The 17,375-nt window shown below is 58.6% G+C and carries 18 protein-coding genes and 3 pseudogenes; 9 read left to right on the forward strand and 12 right to left on the reverse strand.

Annotation, left to right across the window (positions count from 1 at the left end):
* Nucleotides 1–117: 117 nt before the first annotated feature.
* Nucleotides 118–1,551: an ATP-binding cassette domain-containing protein gene (locus tag GQ59_RS15185; protein WP_162183302.1), complete on the forward strand. Its 1,434-nt coding sequence runs from the start codon at nucleotides 118–120 to the stop codon at nucleotides 1,549–1,551.
* 339 nt (nucleotides 1,552–1,890) lie between these two features.
* Here the strand turns inward: GQ59_RS15185 and GQ59_RS15190 are convergent, their stop codons facing one another.
* From GQ59_RS15190 to GQ59_RS33415, 4 genes and pseudogenes are all read right to left on the reverse strand, one after another.
* Nucleotides 1,891–2,562, reverse strand: coding sequence for an EAL domain-containing protein (locus GQ59_RS15190; protein WP_051903966.1), 672 nt, complete (start codon nucleotides 2,560–2,562; stop codon nucleotides 1,891–1,893).
* A 40-nt stretch (nucleotides 2,563–2,602) separates the two neighbouring features.
* Nucleotides 2,603–3,046 (reverse strand): SMI1/KNR4 family protein, encoded by a 444-nt coding sequence (locus tag GQ59_RS15195; protein WP_051903967.1) that lies wholly within the window; start codon nucleotides 3,044–3,046, stop codon nucleotides 2,603–2,605.
* Entirely contained in the window at nucleotides 3,034–3,642 is a 609-nt protein-coding gene (locus GQ59_RS15200) for a hypothetical protein (RefSeq protein WP_244447972.1), read from the reverse strand. Before GQ59_RS15200 ends, GQ59_RS15195 begins: the two co-directional genes overlap by 13 nt.
* A 100-nt stretch (nucleotides 3,643–3,742) precedes the next feature.
* Nucleotides 3,743–4,006: pseudogene (locus GQ59_RS33415) on the reverse strand (LysE family transporter); the annotation flags it as partial.
* A 490-nt stretch (nucleotides 4,007–4,496) separates the two neighbouring features.
* Between GQ59_RS33415 and GQ59_RS15205 the strand changes: the two are divergent.
* From GQ59_RS15205 to GQ59_RS15215, 4 genes are all read left to right on the forward strand, one after another.
* Complete coding sequence (locus GQ59_RS15205) at nucleotides 4,497–5,627, forward strand: helix-turn-helix transcriptional regulator (protein WP_037083087.1); 1,131 nt, start codon at nucleotides 4,497–4,499, stop codon at nucleotides 5,625–5,627.
* 181 nt (nucleotides 5,628–5,808) lie between these two features.
* Nucleotides 5,809–6,297: a hypothetical protein gene (locus GQ59_RS15210; RefSeq protein WP_037082637.1), complete on the forward strand. Its 489-nt coding sequence runs from the start codon at nucleotides 5,809–5,811 to the stop codon at nucleotides 6,295–6,297.
* A gap of 351 nt (nucleotides 6,298–6,648) precedes the next feature.
* Nucleotides 6,649–6,942 carry an I78 family peptidase inhibitor gene (locus GQ59_RS31175; RefSeq protein WP_084683177.1) on the forward strand — a complete coding sequence of 98 codons (294 nt, stop codon included), beginning with the start codon at nucleotides 6,649–6,651 and terminating at the stop codon, nucleotides 6,940–6,942.
* Between the two features lie 437 nt (nucleotides 6,943–7,379).
* Nucleotides 7,380–7,658 (forward strand): HU family DNA-binding protein, encoded by a 279-nt coding sequence (locus GQ59_RS15215; RefSeq protein WP_037082639.1) that lies wholly within the window; start codon nucleotides 7,380–7,382, stop codon nucleotides 7,656–7,658.
* A 45-nt stretch (nucleotides 7,659–7,703) separates the two neighbouring features.
* On the opposite strand, the gene GQ59_RS15220 is transcribed toward GQ59_RS15215, so the two are convergent.
* From GQ59_RS15220 to GQ59_RS15230, 3 genes are all read right to left on the reverse strand, one after another.
* A complete protein-coding gene (locus tag GQ59_RS15220) occupies nucleotides 7,704–8,012 on the reverse strand; it encodes a DUF736 domain-containing protein (RefSeq protein ID WP_037082641.1) in 309 nt (102 codons plus the stop codon).
* A gap of 591 nt (nucleotides 8,013–8,603) precedes the next feature.
* A complete protein-coding gene (locus GQ59_RS15225; RefSeq protein WP_037082644.1) occupies nucleotides 8,604–9,548 on the reverse strand; it encodes an alpha/beta hydrolase family protein in 945 nt (314 codons plus the stop codon).
* Between the two features lie 39 nt (nucleotides 9,549–9,587).
* The gene (locus tag GQ59_RS15230) at nucleotides 9,588–10,346 is read right to left on the reverse strand and encodes an SDR family oxidoreductase (protein WP_037082646.1); all 759 of its coding nucleotides are present in this window, start codon (nucleotides 10,344–10,346) and stop codon (nucleotides 9,588–9,590) included.
* A 97-nt stretch (nucleotides 10,347–10,443) separates the two neighbouring features.
* On the opposite strand from GQ59_RS15230, the gene GQ59_RS15235 reads away from it, so the two are divergent.
* Nucleotides 10,444–11,346, forward strand: a complete 903-nt coding sequence (locus GQ59_RS15235; protein ID WP_037083088.1) for an AraC family transcriptional regulator — start codon at nucleotides 10,444–10,446, stop codon at nucleotides 11,344–11,346.
* A 12-nt stretch (nucleotides 11,347–11,358) separates the two neighbouring features.
* Here the strand turns inward: GQ59_RS15235 and GQ59_RS31180 are convergent.
* A pseudogene (locus GQ59_RS31180) lies at nucleotides 11,359–11,574 on the reverse strand (LysR family transcriptional regulator); the annotation flags it as partial.
* Nucleotides 11,575–12,589: 1,015 nt separating this feature from the next.
* Here GQ59_RS31180 and GQ59_RS15245 point away from each other — a divergent pair.
* Nucleotides 12,590–12,871: pseudogene (locus GQ59_RS15245) on the forward strand (ATP dependent DNA ligase); the annotation flags it as partial.
* A gap of 139 nt (nucleotides 12,872–13,010) precedes the next feature.
* Here the strand turns inward: GQ59_RS15245 and GQ59_RS15250 are convergent.
* Nucleotides 13,011–13,880 (reverse strand): ArgP/LysG family DNA-binding transcriptional regulator, encoded by an 870-nt coding sequence (locus GQ59_RS15250; protein ID WP_152564339.1) that lies wholly within the window; start codon nucleotides 13,878–13,880, stop codon nucleotides 13,011–13,013.
* On the opposite strand from GQ59_RS15250, the gene GQ59_RS33590 reads away from it, so the two are divergent.
* Both GQ59_RS33590 and GQ59_RS15255 read left to right on the forward strand, forming a co-directional pair.
* A complete protein-coding gene (locus GQ59_RS33590) occupies nucleotides 13,818–14,249 on the forward strand; it encodes an NmrA family NAD(P)-binding protein (protein WP_162183303.1) in 432 nt (143 codons plus the stop codon). The two genes, GQ59_RS15250 and GQ59_RS33590, sit on opposite strands and share 63 nt — an antisense overlap.
* A complete protein-coding gene (locus GQ59_RS15255; RefSeq protein WP_051903970.1) occupies nucleotides 14,206–14,499 on the forward strand; it encodes an NAD(P)-binding domain-containing protein in 294 nt (97 codons plus the stop codon). The genes GQ59_RS33590 and GQ59_RS15255 overlap by 44 nt, the downstream gene beginning before the upstream one ends.
* A gap of 193 nt (nucleotides 14,500–14,692) precedes the next feature.
* On the opposite strand, the gene GQ59_RS33060 is transcribed toward GQ59_RS15255, so the two are convergent.
* The 3 genes from GQ59_RS33060 to GQ59_RS15270 form a co-directional block, all read right to left on the reverse strand.
* Complete coding sequence (locus GQ59_RS33060) at nucleotides 14,693–14,944, reverse strand: DUF309 domain-containing protein (RefSeq protein ID WP_341872393.1); 252 nt, start codon at nucleotides 14,942–14,944, stop codon at nucleotides 14,693–14,695.
* A 256-nt stretch (nucleotides 14,945–15,200) separates the two neighbouring features.
* Nucleotides 15,201–16,703: a tripartite tricarboxylate transporter permease gene (locus tag GQ59_RS15265; protein ID WP_037082650.1), complete on the reverse strand. Its 1,503-nt coding sequence runs from the start codon at nucleotides 16,701–16,703 to the stop codon at nucleotides 15,201–15,203.
* A complete protein-coding gene (locus GQ59_RS15270) occupies nucleotides 16,703–17,344 on the reverse strand; it encodes a tripartite tricarboxylate transporter TctB family protein (RefSeq protein ID WP_037082652.1) in 642 nt (213 codons plus the stop codon). The genes GQ59_RS15265 and GQ59_RS15270 overlap by 1 nt, the downstream gene beginning before the upstream one ends.
* Nucleotides 17,345–17,375: the final 31 nt, after the last annotated feature.

Raw genomic sequence — 17,375 nt, forward strand, 5'->3', positions numbered from 1 at the left:
GCGGCAAAGGTGATAGGCAACGGCTCCTATTCACTTGGACTACTGTTGGGACTATTCGCTGCTTATGCTGCGCTCCTAGCGGGCGTCCGACTACTGAGCGACGTTCGGATGGTCCTCATGCATTCGATCGAGCAGGATGTCCGTCTCGTTGCGAACAAGATGTCGCTAGCCGCTCTGTTGCGCTCGTCAGGCTCCATATTTGTTGCCAATAATCCGGCGCGTGTGGGAGAGTTGATCAACAATCTCCACCAGTCTAATGCGATCTATGTGCAATCGTTTTTGATGGTGGTTCTGGCCGGCGCTATAGACATGGCGTTCGCGTTCGCAGCGATTGCCGGTACTGTAAGTTGGGTGGTTGCAGTTTTCGTCATTATCTACGGCATAGCAACTGTCTGGTTGACTCTCCGTGCGAACAACGTGACGACCCAGATCCAGCGGCAAGCACGACGCAAATCCGCCGAGGGTTCGAACCTCCTTGGAAACGTCGTAAACAACATCGTTTCAATAAAGATCTTCCGCGGCGAAGGTTGGGTTCAAGGGCTTTATGAAACTTTAGCTGAGGGCGCGCGTACATTTTGGCTGCAATATTTCTTTACCCGCTTACGATACGGGTCGTTTCAGGCTGCTCTTATATTTATCCAGTACTTCAGCGTGCTTGGAATGCTGGCCATCACGCTCAGATCGCCTGACCTACTCTCGCAGGTCGTCCTCGTAGGCATGATACTCGTGCAACTCAATCGACCGTTTGAGATGATAGCGAGTGCAATCGAAGAGTATGCGATGGCCCAGGTACTGGCCGAAATGCTTCAAAACGAGCTTGACCAACATCAGCTTCCGCTAGCGCGCCTGCCATCGAGTCCGATGCCTCACATGGATACCTTGGACATTGAAGTTCAAGAACTGTCGTTCGGCTATCTTCCTGAACAGCCGCCACTTTTTGACGATGTCACGACGACATTCGCTCCGGGTGGGCTGAATTTTATTGTCGGACCATCGGGTGTCGGCAAATCTAGCCTCCTGCAAATCCTCCTTGGTATCAACGAGAATTACAAAGGCGCGGTTATAGTTGGCGGTGTCGACTTGCGCAGCATCAACAAGGACACCTATCTCTCTTCTATCGGTTATGTCGCGCAAGAGCCGATGCTCATGAATTTGAGCATTAGGGATAACGTCCTGTTTGGGCGCCAGTACAGCGACGAAGAAATCATTTCAGTTCTACACACCGTCAGTTTGGCGGAGAAGCTTCATGGGCTAACACAGGGGCTTGATTTTCGGATCGGAGAACGGGGCCAACTCCTAAGTGGCGGGGAACGGCAGCGACTGGCGATCGCCCGTGCGTTAATAGGGAGGCCAAAGGTGCTTATTCTAGATGAAGCAAGCTCCGCACTGGATGAAACAACGGAGCGAAGCATTTACGCTAGTTTACGTAGAACTGCGCAGGAAACGACTATCATTGCCGTCACGCACCGGCTCGGAGTAATTGGAGCGACGGATAAAGTACTTGATCTAGCCGCAGGACAGGAGCGGAGGCTGAGGCAAGCGGCGAAGTAGCACTTGCCAACCGGCCTCCACGCTGGCATCGGTCGCCTTGAACGGATCTGAACCATTGGCAGTCACAGTCAATCAATTAAGCCATTGAATTGATGTCGCTGTGGCGTGACGTCGATTTGTGGAACTGAATTAGCCCCCCGAAAGGCCCGGACATGCTCCCCCACTTAGCTAAGTGGGTAGGAGTAATGTTGGTAATATGACTAGCAGCAAGATGGAAGTCCTCGGGAGTATCGTTCCACGCGTCCGTGTGAATTCGGTTGCGGGAGGGGTAGTGAAACTGCGAGTTTCGCCATCACGCGAAAAAGGGCCGGAGACAAAGTCTCACGGCCCAAGTTTTTCTCATCGACGCGTAGGGAGGAGATCGCGTCTAGAACCCCAAGGTAGCGGATCATGGTTAACGAAGCGTAAACGCTGGCTGCGGTGTGTGTGTGTCGCGCGCGACTCGTGCTCTAAGGCGGAGATTTTCCGTTCCATGATTTCAGGGCGCCCGAACAGAAATCCCTGCAACTGATCTGGAGCTTTAACAGCCAGGCGGGCACGCTGTGCTTCCGTTTCAATCCACTCGACAACGACCGTCAATCCGAGGCTCTTGCCTAGCGCCAAGGCGCAGTCGATGATGACCTCGGCGACCGCGTCCTCATCGAGCGCGGCGACATAGCTGCGATCGATCTTCAGTTTGTGAAACGGATAGCGCCTGAGGTTGGTCATGGAAGAATACCCGCTGCCATAATCGTCCATCACCAATTTGATGCCGTGCGCTGTCAGTGCTTCCAAGCAACGGCCGACATCTGCGCGATCTTCGAGAAGCGATGTCTCGGTGACCTCCAACTCCAACCTGTCAGCCGAAAGCCCACTCCTCTCGAGCGCGGTCGTCACGTGTGTAGTCAAATGCGAGGAAAGTAGCTGTCTTGCCGAGACGTTGACCGCGACGAACAGGCTATTATCCCACGGCCTGCTGCGCATCAAACGTCTGACGACCGGGCAGCAGAACCGAAAAATCGTCTCCCTCATACCAGAAGGTGACGCCTCGGATGCTCTTTTGCGATATGAGTCAATATTGGCCGCAACCCGGACCGCCAGCCAAATGGCCGTACCAGCCGTCGCCGCGCTCAATTGCCTCGATGAACTCCTCGAAAGAGCGGCCGAGAACACGCACTTCATTCAGCCAGTTTCCGGCAAAGACGAAGGGAATGGAAATATAGTCGCCCTTGACGAAGCCATAGGCGGTCGGGCCGCCATTCGAACCGATCAGCAGCTGGTCGTCGCGGAATTCGAAGATCTCGTAGCCGTCAGCCCCGGAGAGTTCCGCCGCACTCCACAGGATCAGATAACCTAGGCCGACCTCTCCGTTGAAGCCGTTGGAGACGGCAAGGAAGGCCTTGATCTCCGCCGGCAGGATAATCTTCAGTTTCGCCTCGCAGGCCGCGATTTCAGCCGGACTTGCGCCCGGCAACTGGCAGCCACCTTCAAATTTCTCCAGCATCAGCAGGCCCATTCGAGCTTCATCTCCTTGAGGTCGATCTGGGCGACACCGTCGCCGAAATTGAAGCCGCCGAAGATCTCCGAGATCTCGATGTAGAAGGGCGAGAAATCGGGATAGCCCTGCATCGGAAACATCGTGCCGCCGAGATGGGCGTGCCAGTCTTGAAAGCGCTCCAGCCCCAATGCCTGGCCTTCTTCCGAATAGGCGGCGATATAGCCGCTGAACTCGTTCTCGTGCCTGAATTCGCGCGCTGGCTTTCCGACATTCGGGTCGCCCTCGCGCAAGGTGATCTCGATCGGCCAACCGTAGTCGAGCGCTTCTGTTCCCGGCAGGTTCTTCCAGCCGCTGGGAGGCCGCGCTGCCGCCAGAAGCTCGTTGACGGCAAGTCCGCCGGGCGAAAAGACGCTTTTCGCCTGCTGCTCGGCCACCGTTTTCGGCAGGTTGAATTCGCCGAAATAATCGAGCGGCGATTTCGAGAGCCAGCCGGGAACAGGAGCGCCCTCGATGGCCGGCGGTGCGCCGAAAGAGATAGGACGGGTCGGAGACAGGGCAATGACGAAGCGGGAGGTCGGCGGCTGAGTGTTGCTGGGAAGGCGCCAGCCGTTCACCCGAGCGCGTGCGGAGATCGTCTTGCAGCGCCCGGGAGAGCCTGAGGTTCATAGTATTTGATCCGATCTCTCGAGCCGGATTGGAGCCGGAGGGGCGCCGCAAAAGCCGGATCGCCGAATAAAGGAGGATAAAAGCTAGGACCATGGAGCCCCAGGAAGCCGGGCCCTCCCCCGTGTAAACCGTCGTCGCTCCCATGGCAGCGAGACAACAAGCGATGGCGGCGCCCGAAGCAATTCCGGCGGCCACACTGAGCAATCGGCGCCAGGATGGATTAACCGCCACCCGCAGGACAACAAGAAGGTTCGGACCTGGTGCAATGAGGACTAGCGAGTATGAGAGCGCAAGCGAGGTCAGAAGCGGCATGACATCAATCTCGGGGCCTCCGTTTGAAGCGCCGAAGATCGGTGATTTTTAACCGTTTCGCGTCACCCGGCTGGGCGATAACTTGTCGCTGCGGTCTCACAAGCCTGTAAGTAGGACCCTCCTCTTGGGCGCCTTTTCAAACGCATTATTTCGGGCCGCGGACTGTCCGCCTCTTACACGTTGGCGACGTGCTCCGCTCTCCAGGAGACAAGAAGAAGCTGTGAAGGAGCTTGACGACGCTCAGGGGGACGAAATGCCGAGCACCGCAGTCTGAAGCGATTACTTGGCTTCACTTGTAATGATGTTCCGCTTCGGCCAGCCGCCAGCGGCAGTTAATCTTGACCCAATTCGAAAACACGACAAGAATTCTTGACGTCACCCGATTGGGTGACGTCGGCAGTTTGAGTTGGCCTTAGACAAGCAGCCCGTGATTAAGTGCATCAGTAGCAGCGGTTGGCTGGCTTGTTCCGCCATGATGAGAGGCGCTGACATGGAACATGCCCAGATCATCGATGCCATCTACCAGGCGTCCATCCGATATGAACTATGGCCACGGACCCTGTGCACGATCGTCGACTATGTCGGGGCCGTCGCAGGAAATATCGTTTATCAGGCGCCGCCGGGAGGACGCGGGAGCTTTCTCATTCCGGGCAGGATGCGGGAAGACCTGAATAGCCTCTATCTGCAGGAATATGCCCAGAACCCGTACGCGCGGGCCTACGAAAAAATAAAGCCTGGCAATGTCGTGCTTGGCAACACCATGATCGACCTGGCCGCAATCCAGAAGTCTTCGTTCTATACCGACATCTGCGAGCCCCAAAACATTCACAACCAACTCTTCATGCCGCACGCCAGCTTGCACGAGCGGGGCGGCATCGGAGGTATCGCACTCTTTCTGTCCCGAGCGCAGGACGAGCATGCGGAGCTGGCACTCAACCGACTGACCGAACTGGCGCCGCATATCGAGCGCGCAATCGACCTATCTTTGCACATCACCCGCATTGACTATGGCCCCGACCTAGCGCAGCGGCTGATCAACGCGATGCCGGATGCCGCTGTCTTGATCGGAAGCCGGGGCGAGGTCATCCTTCTCAATGCTGCGGCTGAAACCCTACTAAAACAGGCCGATGGCATCTCGATCAGCCGATCGGAGCGCTCGGTTCTCAGGGCTCAGGTTGCAGAAACCGCTTCTCGAATGGCGACCAGCATCCGACAGGCACTTATGGTCGCGGATGGCGGGGCCACGCCGTTCAATGGAGCTTTCCCCATTATCCGGCCATCAGGCCTTCCTCCTTACCTCGCGACAATCACACCGCTGGCGCCAACATCATCCGCCATATGGGACGCGACCGATAGCCAGGCGCGGGTTCTGTTGCAGATTGTCGATCCGGAAACAAAGACCCGGCTGCAGGCTCGACGGTTGCAGACGATGTTCGACTTGACGGATGCGGAGACGCGGGTTGCCGCGTTGATCGGCAGCGGGATGAACCTTCATGAGATCGCCCGAGCGCTCGGCGTGTCGCCAAATACCATCAAAACGCACGCTGCCCGTTGCTTCGGAAAGGTCGGAGTTCGTTCGCAACCTAGTCTAACGCGCCTCATCGCCTCTATCCCGGCTTAGCTCCTGGCGTATGGTCCGATGTTCCTGCTACCGCCTTAAACATCAACCCAACCCTCACCCGATCGGATGATGACAGCTCCATCTCAGGACGGGAAAATAAGGTCCCAACCTCGTTCGGTTCGAGCGTTCATCGCGCTCGAACCACCTTTTTTTGAAGGTTGTTGAGACATCGAGCGGATATATGCTGGAGACGATGATGTCACCCGAAAGCCTGGCGCCGGAAATATTTACTCGGGCATGGGCCGTAGGTCTGCAGACTGTCCGCGAAAAGGCAATTTGCTCTTTTGACCATATGACGGTTATCCCCAATTTGTCGCCTTCTTTTTACGCGATTTCCTGTCAGGAACTCAGGAGTGACATGGAGCTAGTCCTCCAGATCGGCCTTTCGAGACTCCTTGCCGATGGCGAGGTCAAAACCGGCCCTGACGGCTATTCCATGGCATCTGCCAACGCCGGGAGCGTTGTCGACTTCTCTATTGCCTCATTGGAGCGGCGGTCGGAGATTGTGGCAACCTGCTTCGAAGCAGTGCCAATGGATGCGAACCCTGGCCGGATGATCGAGACGCAGGGAGACTGCCCCAAAGATTATTCGCCTATGATGCCGAGCGCTATGGAGGCAGGATACGGATCGATCGTGAGACCCGAAGAAGGGGCAACTGGCGTGGAGTAGAGCTAAACTATCGCCTGCGCTAGTTCGCTCCTACAGGTCGCCCGAAATTGGGTTGGCCGTCGATTCAGGGATCAGAACAAGATTAGTGCGGAATCGTACGTTTAAATGATAAACGATGATCGAGATCGACATTCCTCCCCAAAACTGGGCGCTCCTGATGCATTTTTCCCTGAAACCTACCGTTCGAAGCAGGCTGCAAACTACGGAAAACATGCACAATTTCGGCTAGCGTACGATTTCGCACTAATCTTGTTCTGACCCCTGCATTGAATTTTCCAATGCTCCGCCTCGCAAACTAGCCTACGGCAATTCACAGGTCGTAGGTGTCGTCGACGAAAGAAGCACAAGTCAATGAAATCTGCTCTCCGTGCTACGCCTATTCTTGTCTCCCTCAGCACCGTTTTGGCCTTGGTGGGTTGCTCCGCAGGCTCTGAGGTTCCCCAAGGTCGGTGCGATCCAGTAGCCACACGGGCGCTGGTCGGGCAACCAAAGCCGAGCGACGAGGAAGCTAAGCAACGCACCGGAGCGACCATTGTCCGCCAAATTGCACCCGGTCAGGCCGTCACCCATGATCTCCGAGATACCAGGGTGACTCTCGAGACCAATCCGACCTCCGGCCGCGTGGTGGCGGCGACCTGCGGTTAAGAATGTGGAAGATCTTGGGGCGCTCCTATGGAGAATGGCCGGGCGCCTGGTCAAGAGGCTGGCCGTTTGGTTTCATTGCTGGGGCAATCAGAGAAGGCCCTCTGAGAGTGGTTCGCGGGTGCGCTTCAACGTCGACGGCGCGGCAGACTTGTAGCCTTGTCGCTGTCGAACTGCGTCTGCTCGGCCTGCTCCTCGGCACCATTCGGCTGCTTGCCGCGCCTTCGTGTGTCCGTAGCCGGAGTGGTAAACGACGTGGGCAGCGAGAGCGAGGCTGTGAGCCTGTTCCTCGATGTCCTTAGAGAAAACGCAGGCGGGGCTACAAGCCAAAACGAGTTGTGGACATTCACCGCATCTGAGCAATGCCGTCACCGTCGCCGGTGACATCGTGCCAGAAGCTGGCACGGATTTCGCATTGTTTCACGTTTGAGGAAATTATCATGACGACCACCAATGAAATCGCTGACAAGATCGCCGCCGACAACGGCCTGACCAAAGTTCAGGGCAAGGCGATCGTCGAAGCCGTTTTCCAGGCTATTGCCGACGCAGCAGGCTCCGGCGCGGAAACGTCGATCCCTGGCTTCGGAAAGTTCAAAGTGAAGGCATCGCCTGAGCGCGAAGGGCGCAATCCAGCAACTGGCGAAGCCATGAAAATCGCGGCTTCCAACAAGCTGACTTTCGCGCCGGCCAAGGCGCTCAAGGATGCAATGAACAAGTGATCCCTGCCATGGAGAGCCCCGCCCTGGCGGGCGGGGCATTCCGGATCAGTCCCGGTTTGACCGGGACCAGATGAGGGAGAGGCCTTCCTCGCCCTCGACCTCGATCAGCGTTGCATAGATCGGGGTCGGGAAGCTCGGGTCGTCGAGCTTGACCGAGAGATAGTCGCGGCCTTCGTTCGAAGTTTTCTTCCAGGCTGCGCCAAACTCCGTCGCCCCTGCAAGGATGCGGTAGTCCGGGCCTTTGTCGGACGTGCGCTCGACGGTGCGGATAGTCGCCTTGACGTTGAGGTTGAGAGTCTTGATGGTGCCGGTGAAGCCATTGCCTGAAGCGGTGAAAGAGCCGATGGTTGCCATTGTCGTATTCCTTTTCGGTTGTTCGGGCCGCGTCCATCGCGGCCTCGATGGCAGTCGATAGGACCGGAGACGAGCGGCCCGCACCTGTAAGGCCGAAACGACGTGGAGGACGGCCAAGGGGAAGCTTTCTTGGCCTCGCGAGGAATGGGCGCTTGAGCGCACAGGGGAAGAAAACGATCCGGCCGTTGCGGATGCCGATCGAGCCGAGCACAGCGAGGCGGTCTTTGGTCAGACGTGCCCCATCGAGTCCGCAGTGGACGTGCCAGCTTGGCGGATCAAGGAATATGACGATGGCGTCGTCTGCGCGCGATCGCAGTCAATTGCGTGCCTGAGCCGCCGGCCCACCCGGCTCGAAAGCGGAGGTCGAGAGCCAAGGCTTGGTGATAGGAATCTACACAGAGGACTAAAACCCATACTGGCGGGGGAGGCCGAACGCTCTCTCAATGAAGGACGAGATTTGGGCGTGCTTCTCGAACTTCAGGATATCTACCGCCCTACCCACGGATAATCCAGATCGCATCGAGCGCCAGCGTGTGGCGCCCGGTCTCTCGTCGTTGGGCCTGCTTCAACCGTACCGATCTGCGTTGGCGGCTACAGCGGCTTCTCAGTGACCGTAGCCAGCGGTGCAGCCTCACCCTCTAAAATCAGTCGCGCTCTCGCCCATGCGCCCTCGTCCGCGTTGAGCGCGGTCTGAAGCCATGCGAGCGTGAGCCGCCGTGTTGCTTCCAGCACGTCTGGCGCTTCAGTCTCTGTTTCCTTTGCGTCCAGTGCGGCGATCCCGCCAAGGCCATGCCCGACGCCGTGCATCATCAGCATTGCTCTAGCGCCCGGCGCGTCATGAAACGCATCCGCATGCCATTCGGGGCCGCGCGTCGTAAAATGCGGGTTGTCCATATCACCGCAAACGACGAGGTTGCGTGTCGTCAGCGTCGAGAAATCGACGTCGAAGAACGGAAACCGGTCAGCACTCTCAGGCGTCATGTCCTTGCCGCCGCGTCCCGGCGTTGTCAGGAGAACGCCCGCCGAGATGCGTGGATCGGAGAAGTTTTCACCATCCACCTGTGCACCGAGCAGGAGCCCGACGGTGTGACCGCCGAAGGAATGGCCCACCGCGCCGATGCGTGCATGATCCATCCGCCCAGCAACGGCCGGCGCCTGTCTCTCGATCTCCGGCAGTTGGTCCAGGATCGCCTTCATCTCTTCGACACGCTCACGCCAGAAGAACGGCGTGCCGGTTGAATCCGACGGCAAGCCGCCAACCCGCGAACTCGCATGCGTCGGCTGGATGACGACGAACCCTCTCTCCGCCCAGAACTGGACAAGGGGAGCGTAGCCGTCCTTTGAGGGGATATAGTTGGAAGGACCGTAGCCATGCGATAGCAACACGATCGGCAGCTTGTCGCCGTTTGCCGGCGCGGTCAGACGCAGTTCCAACGGCTGGCGCCCCGGCATCGAGAGACGGATCGGCGTGTAGGCTACTGTCAAAGTGGTTTCAGGCGTCGGTATATGCTTGGCGAGATTGATCAGATTGTTCATGGGTCTGGACCTCCAAAGGTGGGTTTCGGATGGTGATGTTCAGGCGAGCAAATGACCCGCTTCGCGGTACGAGGTTTCCGCGTCGGCGCCGGCTGGGATCTTCATCGGCGCGTCGATCTCTGTCACAGACCGCCACACCGCCTCTGCAACCGCATCCGATGTCGTGACCTCTGTGCCAGACCGCAGCTTCGTCATGTAGTCGTCGACGAAGGCGGTATATGGCTCGGGAATTTCCATGCCCATGCGCGAAACAGCATTCTTCCCGAAGCCGGTCGTCGGCGCCGAGCCAGGCAAAACAAGTTTAGCGCGGACGCCGAAAAGCGCCGCCTCGATCGCGAAGCTCTCCGTGAAGGCATTGAGCGCTGCCTTGCTGGCGCTGTAGACCGAAAGTGCTGGCAGCGGTCTTATCGTGACGGCGGAACTGACGTTGACGATGACGCCCGAGCGACGGACCCGCATCTGCGGGAGAACGGCTTTCGTCATCGCCATCGCACCGAACACATTCGTTTCGAACAGCTCACAGATCTTCGACATCTCCGAGCCTTCGAGCACATTGAGCATGCCGACGCCGGCATTGTTGACCAGAGCATCAATCGTGCCGGCGGCTTCGACCGCCTTAGTAATGCTGTCCGCGCTGGTTATATCCAGCGGCAGGATTTCCAGCCTGTCTTTCGATGGAAACAGGTCGTTTTGCGGCGTGCGCATGGTCGCGACGACGTCCCATCCGGCGTTCAAGAATTTCTGCGCGATCGCAAGGCCGAAACCGGACGAGCAACCGGTGATGAGGATCTTTGGCATGTTCCGTCTCCTGACATTTAACTAGGCTGAAGATGGATCTGATCGCCCGGACCTGCTATATGCGTATGTCCGAGAATGTTTAGCGGAAGTCCGAATGATGACCGATCCGGTTGCCGAAGTTGTTTCCTTGTTGAAGCCGAGCCCGTCGATCTCAAAGCTGGTGACGGGCGGCGGTCGGTGGCTGGTTGAGCGTACGGAGCTCGGAAGCCCCTTCTACTGCGCCGTCGTCGAAGGCCGTTGCCTGATGACGATCGCCGGTCGTGAGCCAATGGTGCTCACCGAGGGTGACTTCGTCCTGGTCCCGAAGATCTTCTCGTTCACGATGAGCAGCTTGGAGCCGCCTCCGCGCGGTGCACTTGCCCAGCGTTTGGAAACGAGCCCTGGTGTCTTCCGCCTGGGCGATCCGGAAGCGCCGGCGCAGATCAAGGCACTGGTGGGGCACTGTGCGTTCGGCTCCGATGACAAGGCTCTGCTTGTTTCGCTGCTGCCTGAGGTCATCCATGTTCGCGGTGAGGAGCGACTGATGGCTCTCGTCCGCATGATCAATGACGAGACGAGGGCTGACCGTGCCGCGCGCGAAATGGTTCTCCACCGGTTGCTCGAGGTGTTGTTCATCGACGCGTTACGATCGGCAGCAAGCGCCAAGCCGCCGCCGGGTCTCCTGCGTGGGATGGCTGATCCGCTGCTGGCGCCGATCCTGCGACGCATCCACGCAGATCCGGGGCGCAGCATGACGGTGGAGACGCTTGCCCAGGAGGCTGCAATGTCTCGTTCGACCTTCTTCGATCGTTTCCGCAAGGAAGTAGGGGTTGCGCCGATGGAGTATGCGACCGGATGGCGCATGGCGCTCGCGAAAGAGTATCTCCGCGAAGATATTGCCATAACCGACATCGCCCAGCGCGTCGGCTATGGATCGACAAGCGCCTTCAGCGTTGCCTTCAATCGGCATGTGGGAATGCCGCCTGGTGCGTATTCTCGCGCAGTCGCTGCTGCGGCTTAACGCGCCCGACCCTTACCCACCGATATAGGCGGCCAGTTCTTCAGGTGTTCCCTTGGGAAAAGCCTGCTTCAGGAAATCGAGGAAGGCAGAAACCCGTGCGCTCAAGAGTCGCCGCGATGGGTACAGCGCCCACAGCGCGATTTCTGAATTCTCGACGTCGCCCCAGTGCTGCAATGTCCCATCACCAGTCGAATATCTGGCTGACGCGTCCGGAAGTCCCTTAGCGCCTTCGCGTAATCCTCCTCGGCCGCGTCAGCCTGTTTTTCCGTATCGTCACGGATGAAACCCTCGAAACCGCCCAACCGAGCACCGGCTTCGGCGTTCAGCGGTAGATGGCACAGCACGCAATAATCGCCTTCCGCTGCCGGGAACCGCCGTCCAACATGCCCCGAGTAATGCCGCGCCGCTTCCCAGAGCTCCCGCCATACTTCCGCGCCGACGCCAGGGAACGTGGCGTCCTTGAAGGCGTTTTCCGCGGCAACCTTCGCAGCAACCCGCTTGGTTCTGGCGTCATCGGCAAGGGATTTGAGCTTGTTGAGGGCGTCGTCGGAGTAAGCATCCCCAATCTTCTTGAGATAGCGCAGAAGTTTCGCGACCCCATCGGCGAACTGGTGCTGCTCGGCAGCCGCCTCAACCGGATTCTTGGCGAGGTCTTCTGCGAGCTGCTGGAGGCGTGCCCGTTCCGCATCCGTCATGATGGCGAGAGTCGCCAGCAGCTTCAGCTTCGTATTGTGCTTTAGACCGAACATGATTCGCCCGACCGCAGTGGTCGCCTGCCACGTGGGCTTGTTAAACACAGGATCGCGGAGCGCCTTTAGCTGGGTTTCTTCCGTTTGCAGCCGCGCTTTGACCTGCGTGCAGACCGCGGCGAGATCGTCGGGAATATCGAGACCGAACGGCCGGAAGGCAACCTCGTTCTTGTCCTGGATATGGACCGCGCCGCATTCGCGGTCGAACACGCTGACTGCGGAAAGCACCGGATCGGGATTCGCATTGTCCGGCCATGGCAGCACAGGCTGCTGCACGCCGTCCTGCGAAATTGTAAAACTGGCCGTAGCCTTGCCGCCGATCGTCAAGGAAAACGCGTCCGGCATGATTTCACCGGCTTTTGCGTGCCCTGCAGGCACGTTTCAACACTCGCCCATATCCCGATTTGCCGGCTCCGTTCGGCCCGTAAACAACTGTGAGGCCCTGTTGTTCGAAAGAAATGGTCTGCTTCGGTGCCAGCTGGTTCACGCCAACACTCACGGCCTATCAGGGCGATGCGTTTGTCTATGTCGGCTCGGTTGGGACTGGCTTCAAGGAGAAAGACGCGATCGAACTGCGCCGGATGCTGGACACGCTGAAAACCAAGCGTGCTCCGGTCGTCGCCGTTGACAAGAAGGGCGTCGTCTTTGTCCAGCCGACACTGATCGCCAAGATCGAATTCCGCGCCTGGACCGATGATGGAAAGCTACGGCATGCGTCCTACAAGGGCCTCAGAGAAGTGCAGGACAACGCGGCAATCTATAAACTCGGCGAATAATAGGGAACTGCTTCGTCGTACAATGCGAGACATCGGCGGGTGCAGCGTTCGAATTGGCGGCCGTGTGATCACCGATTGAATCAGATGCGATGGCACGCGGAGCGAAACTTTCAGCTGTCGCATGATCTAACACTCGAGGTCACCGCAGTTTTTGGCTGGCGGCATCGCTCACAAACCTAGTCAGCTCACTTATCCGATCGGCTGCCAGTCGACTTATATGCCAGTAAAGCGGAACTGTCAGCGTTTTCCCGGGAACAAGCTCTATAAGCCTACCCTCGCTCAGATGTTCGTCAACTAGCAGAGCAGGGTTCATGCCCCATCCCATGCTCATCAGGCTTGCATCGACAAAGCTTTGGGTCGACGGGAGCCAGTGAGCGGGAAGGTTGATCTTCTTCTGGAAAACGTACTCGACCCATTCGGATTGGAGGCGATCCTTCTGGTTGAAGGTCAGGCACGGAGCAACGGCTAGCGTCTTCGGCGTTACACCATGGTGAAAAAACCGGTCACTGAACTCGGGGCTGCACGTCGCATGGTATCGGAGAGAGCCGAGGGGAAATCGGCGGCACCCTGGAATCGGCTTTTCCGAGCTTGAGACCGCCGCGACGACTTTTCCTTGTTGGAGCCATTCGGCTGTGTAGTCTTCATCGTCCACCGACAAATGCACAAGATAATTGGTGGATTTTGTAAAATCCGAAATTCCATCGAGAAACCAGGTACCGAGACTGTCCGCGTTAGCCGCGATACGAAGAATAACCTTTTCGTTCGCATCGCTGGCCGCAGAGAGTGATGGCAACTGTTCCAACAAATCGTGTTCCAGGATCCTGACCTGCTCCATATGATGCACTTGGGCGATCTGCGACGCGATGTAGAGTCCTAACCCAAGACCCTGCACGCCAGCCTTCCTGTCGCCGCGCTTGAAAGGACACTGGTATCGACTGGATTTGCAGTGAAGGATGTCGGAACGTTCGCTGCGGCGGCTTTCGCTGACCCAGAACGTTTCAACGGCCACGAGATCGACCTTTCCGCAGAAACGTTCAAGTTGCCTGAAGTTGCGGCCAAGATCACCAAGGCAACGGGAAAGCAGGTTTCAGCCGTCACCCTGTCTAAGGAGGAGGCGCTCGCGAAACCCTATGGCGAGCTGGGCTACCGGCACGAGACTTGGAATAACGTCGAGGGTTACAAGGTCGACCTGGATGCCGTTCGCAGTTGGGGCATTTCTCTTACCTCTCTCGACCAATTCATCGAGCAGAACCCCTGCGCGAGGCAGCGGCCGAAATTGGTTGTCAGGCCGCTGTTGCATCCGACGCGCCCTCGTCCAGCAATGGGTTCTCACAGTGCCGTTCGCGGCTGCGTTCGAGCTTGCACAGCAATTCCTTGATGGCAAGATCGTCATCGATACGAACAACTTCTACCCGGATCGGGATGGCAGTCTCAATGCGCTCGACCGACGCGAGACGACAACGTCGCAAATGATCGCGAACCATTTCCAAGGGGTGATGATCTTCAAGGCGCTCAACGCCATTCTGGAGAAAGACCTCCTCGATCCTTTTGCACTTCGAAACAGAGCCAAGGGTGTTTTGCCGATTGCGGGTGACGATGCCGCCGCCAAGGTGATTGTGACCATCTAACCGACGCAACATGAAGCAGCTCACCACGATCAAGCGATAACGTGCCTGCCGTTGAGCGCCGGGACTCGATGACTCATCGTTCCCAGAACGAAGTCGAAGACTGGTTCAGGCTGTGCCTTGGTCGTCATCCGCGATGCCGGCATGGCCTCAGCTGTCGCTTCGGCGAGATCAGCAAGTTGTCGAGGCGATATGCCTATGGTGCTCGAGAAATGGCCATGCGGCGCCGGGGTGAGGTTTCGCAACAGCGCGCCGGCGCGTCCAGCGTGACGCACGCTGGCGTCCGTTTGCCTTCTCGGATCTTTACCCCGGCTGCGGATAGCAAGATCAATCCCTTCAGGAAGGCCCGCAACTGGCTTCCTCTCTTTGCAGCCTGCCAAAGTCCCTCCCACGCCTCGTGAGCTTCCCAGTAGTACCCGTGATTGAAGAGGTCCTGGCCCAGGCGAATTCCTCAGAATCGAGAGACGCACTAATCAAAACCGACTGGACACCGTAGTCCTCCAGGATCACGGACTGGATGTGGACCCTCACCGGGCAAGTAGGCATAGCGGGGGAATGATCTATTTGGAAGTAACCGACGACGTCCCATAGCCCTAAGTCCTTTGCAAATCCTTGAAACAGCATGCTCTTAGCTGGTCGGATGGACAACCCGCCCCCGGATCTATGGGGCTCTTATTCTTCCCGCCTGTCTTAGGTATCGAAGCTCATTCCACAAAAACTTCATCTCTTCCTTTGCGAATTTTTGGGAGAAGCGCCGTGACGAGCAGGACAAGCGATACGATCAAAAGGCCGGCGCTTATCGGTTCCGTGACGAATGTCGTAAGCGATCCGCGCGAAAGGATCAGCGACCTCCGGAGGTTCTCCTCCATCAGCTTGCCTAACACGAAGCCGAGCAGCATGGGCGCCGGCTCGAAGCCGAACTTGATCAGCAGGAAGCCGATGAACCCGAACAGGCCGATCAGCAGGACATCGATGGGCTGCGAGTTGATCGAATAGATGCCGATGCAGCAGAAGACCAGGATGGCCGGGAAAAGCAGCCGGTAGGGAACCTTCAGCAGCCGGACCCACAAGCCGACCAGCGGCAGGTTGATGATCAGCAGCATCAGGTTGCCGATCCACATCGAGGCGATCATGCCCCAGAACAGCGATGGATTGCCAGTCATGACCTTTGGTCCGGGAACAATGCCGTGGATGGTCATCGCGCCGACCATCAGCGCCATCACCGCGTTGGCGGGGATGCCGAGGGTGAGAAGAGGAATGAACGAGGTCTGCGCGCCGGCATTGTTGGCCGCTTCCGGACCGGCAACACCTTCGATTGCGCCTTTCCCGAACCGGCTGGGGTCCTTGGCAAGCTTCTTTTCGACCGCGTAGGAGGCGAACGGCGCAAGGATCGCGCCATTGCCCGGCAAGATTCCGAAGGCCGATCCAAGAAGTGTGCCGCGCACCACGGGTGCCACGGACTGGCGCAGTTCCTTCCGGTTGGGCAGGAGGCGGCCGATTGCGCCGCGCACCACGTCGCGGTCCTCCGACTGGCCGAGATTGCGCAGGATTTCCGAGACGCCGAAGACGCCCATGGCCAGCACGGCGAAATCGATGCCATCCCAGAGGAAGGGCTGCCCGAAGGTCATGCGCTGGTCGCCGGTTTCGAGATCGGTGCCGACGGTGGAGAGCAGCAGTCCGAGCATGATCATCGCTACGGCCTTGAGGAGCGAACCTCCGGCCAGAACCACGGCGAAAACGAGGCCCATTATCATGAGCGCGAAATATTCGGTCGGGCCGAACAGCAGGGCTACGCGCGTCAGCGGTGCGCCTATCGCCGCAATCACGATCGTCGCGACCGTGCCGGCAAAGAATGAACCGAGCGCCGCAATGCCCAGCGCCGCACCGGCCCGGCCGCGGCGCGCCATGGCGTGGCCGTCGACCGCGGTGACGACGGAGGTCGCCTCGCCGGGAATGTTGACGAGGATGGCGGTCGTCGATCCGCCATACTGGGCGCCGTAATAGATGCCGGCGAGCATGATCAGCGCGCCGGTCGGATCGAGGCTGAAGGTGATCGGCAGGAGCATGGCGATGGTCGCCACCGGGCCGACGCCGGGCAGGACGCCGATCAGCGTGCCGACGAGGCAGCCGAGGAAGGCAAGCGCGAGGTTCTGGAGGCCGAGTGCGACCGAAAATCCCAGCGAGAGATTGGAAATGAGCGTGTCCATCAGCCCTGGTTCCCCTGATCGGATACGGACTTCTGTCTGTCGGTGACGAAGACAAGGACTGCCGCTGCAAGCATCACGGCCGAGGCAATGCGCAGGACCGCCTTCTGCGACCAGCCTTCGGGGAAGGAATCGATCAGGGATGCCGGAAAGACCGGGATCGGCAGGTTGAGAAGATCCCCGAACATTAGCATGCAGAACGGCGTCAGTCCGAGCGCGAGCGCTACGAGTTCGCGAAACCGGGCTTCTGGGGTCGCAAGACCGGCGATGACGATGGCGACCGGTGCCGAAATGATCAGCCCGAGGCCGGGTATGGTGACCGGGCCGATGGCGAACGGCCGGATCGTCACGGCAAAAAAGGCGATGGCGAGAAGGACGAGAACGAGGCCGTGAAGCTTCGTCCTCTCGATGATGAGGCCGGGACGCAGGAAGGCGGAGACGGCAAGAACGAGACCCATCAGCCCGAGTCCGACGGCAAGCGCCCGTGGCATGAGGGCTGATCCCATCTCGGAAAGCGAACCGGCATTCAGGTCCCCGAGCAGCCACAGCGCCAGGCCGGCAACTGCCATCAGCGCCAGCCCGCCTGCGAGGTTCTGTGGTGCACGAACCGTACTCCTACCCGTCGCATTCTTCATCTCGTTCATCGTCCGCCTCCTCCTGCGTCCTGTTGGTCCC

Source organism: Neorhizobium vignae, from assembly GCF_000732195.1.
GTDB lineage: Bacteria > Pseudomonadota > Alphaproteobacteria > Rhizobiales > Rhizobiaceae > Neorhizobium > Neorhizobium vignae.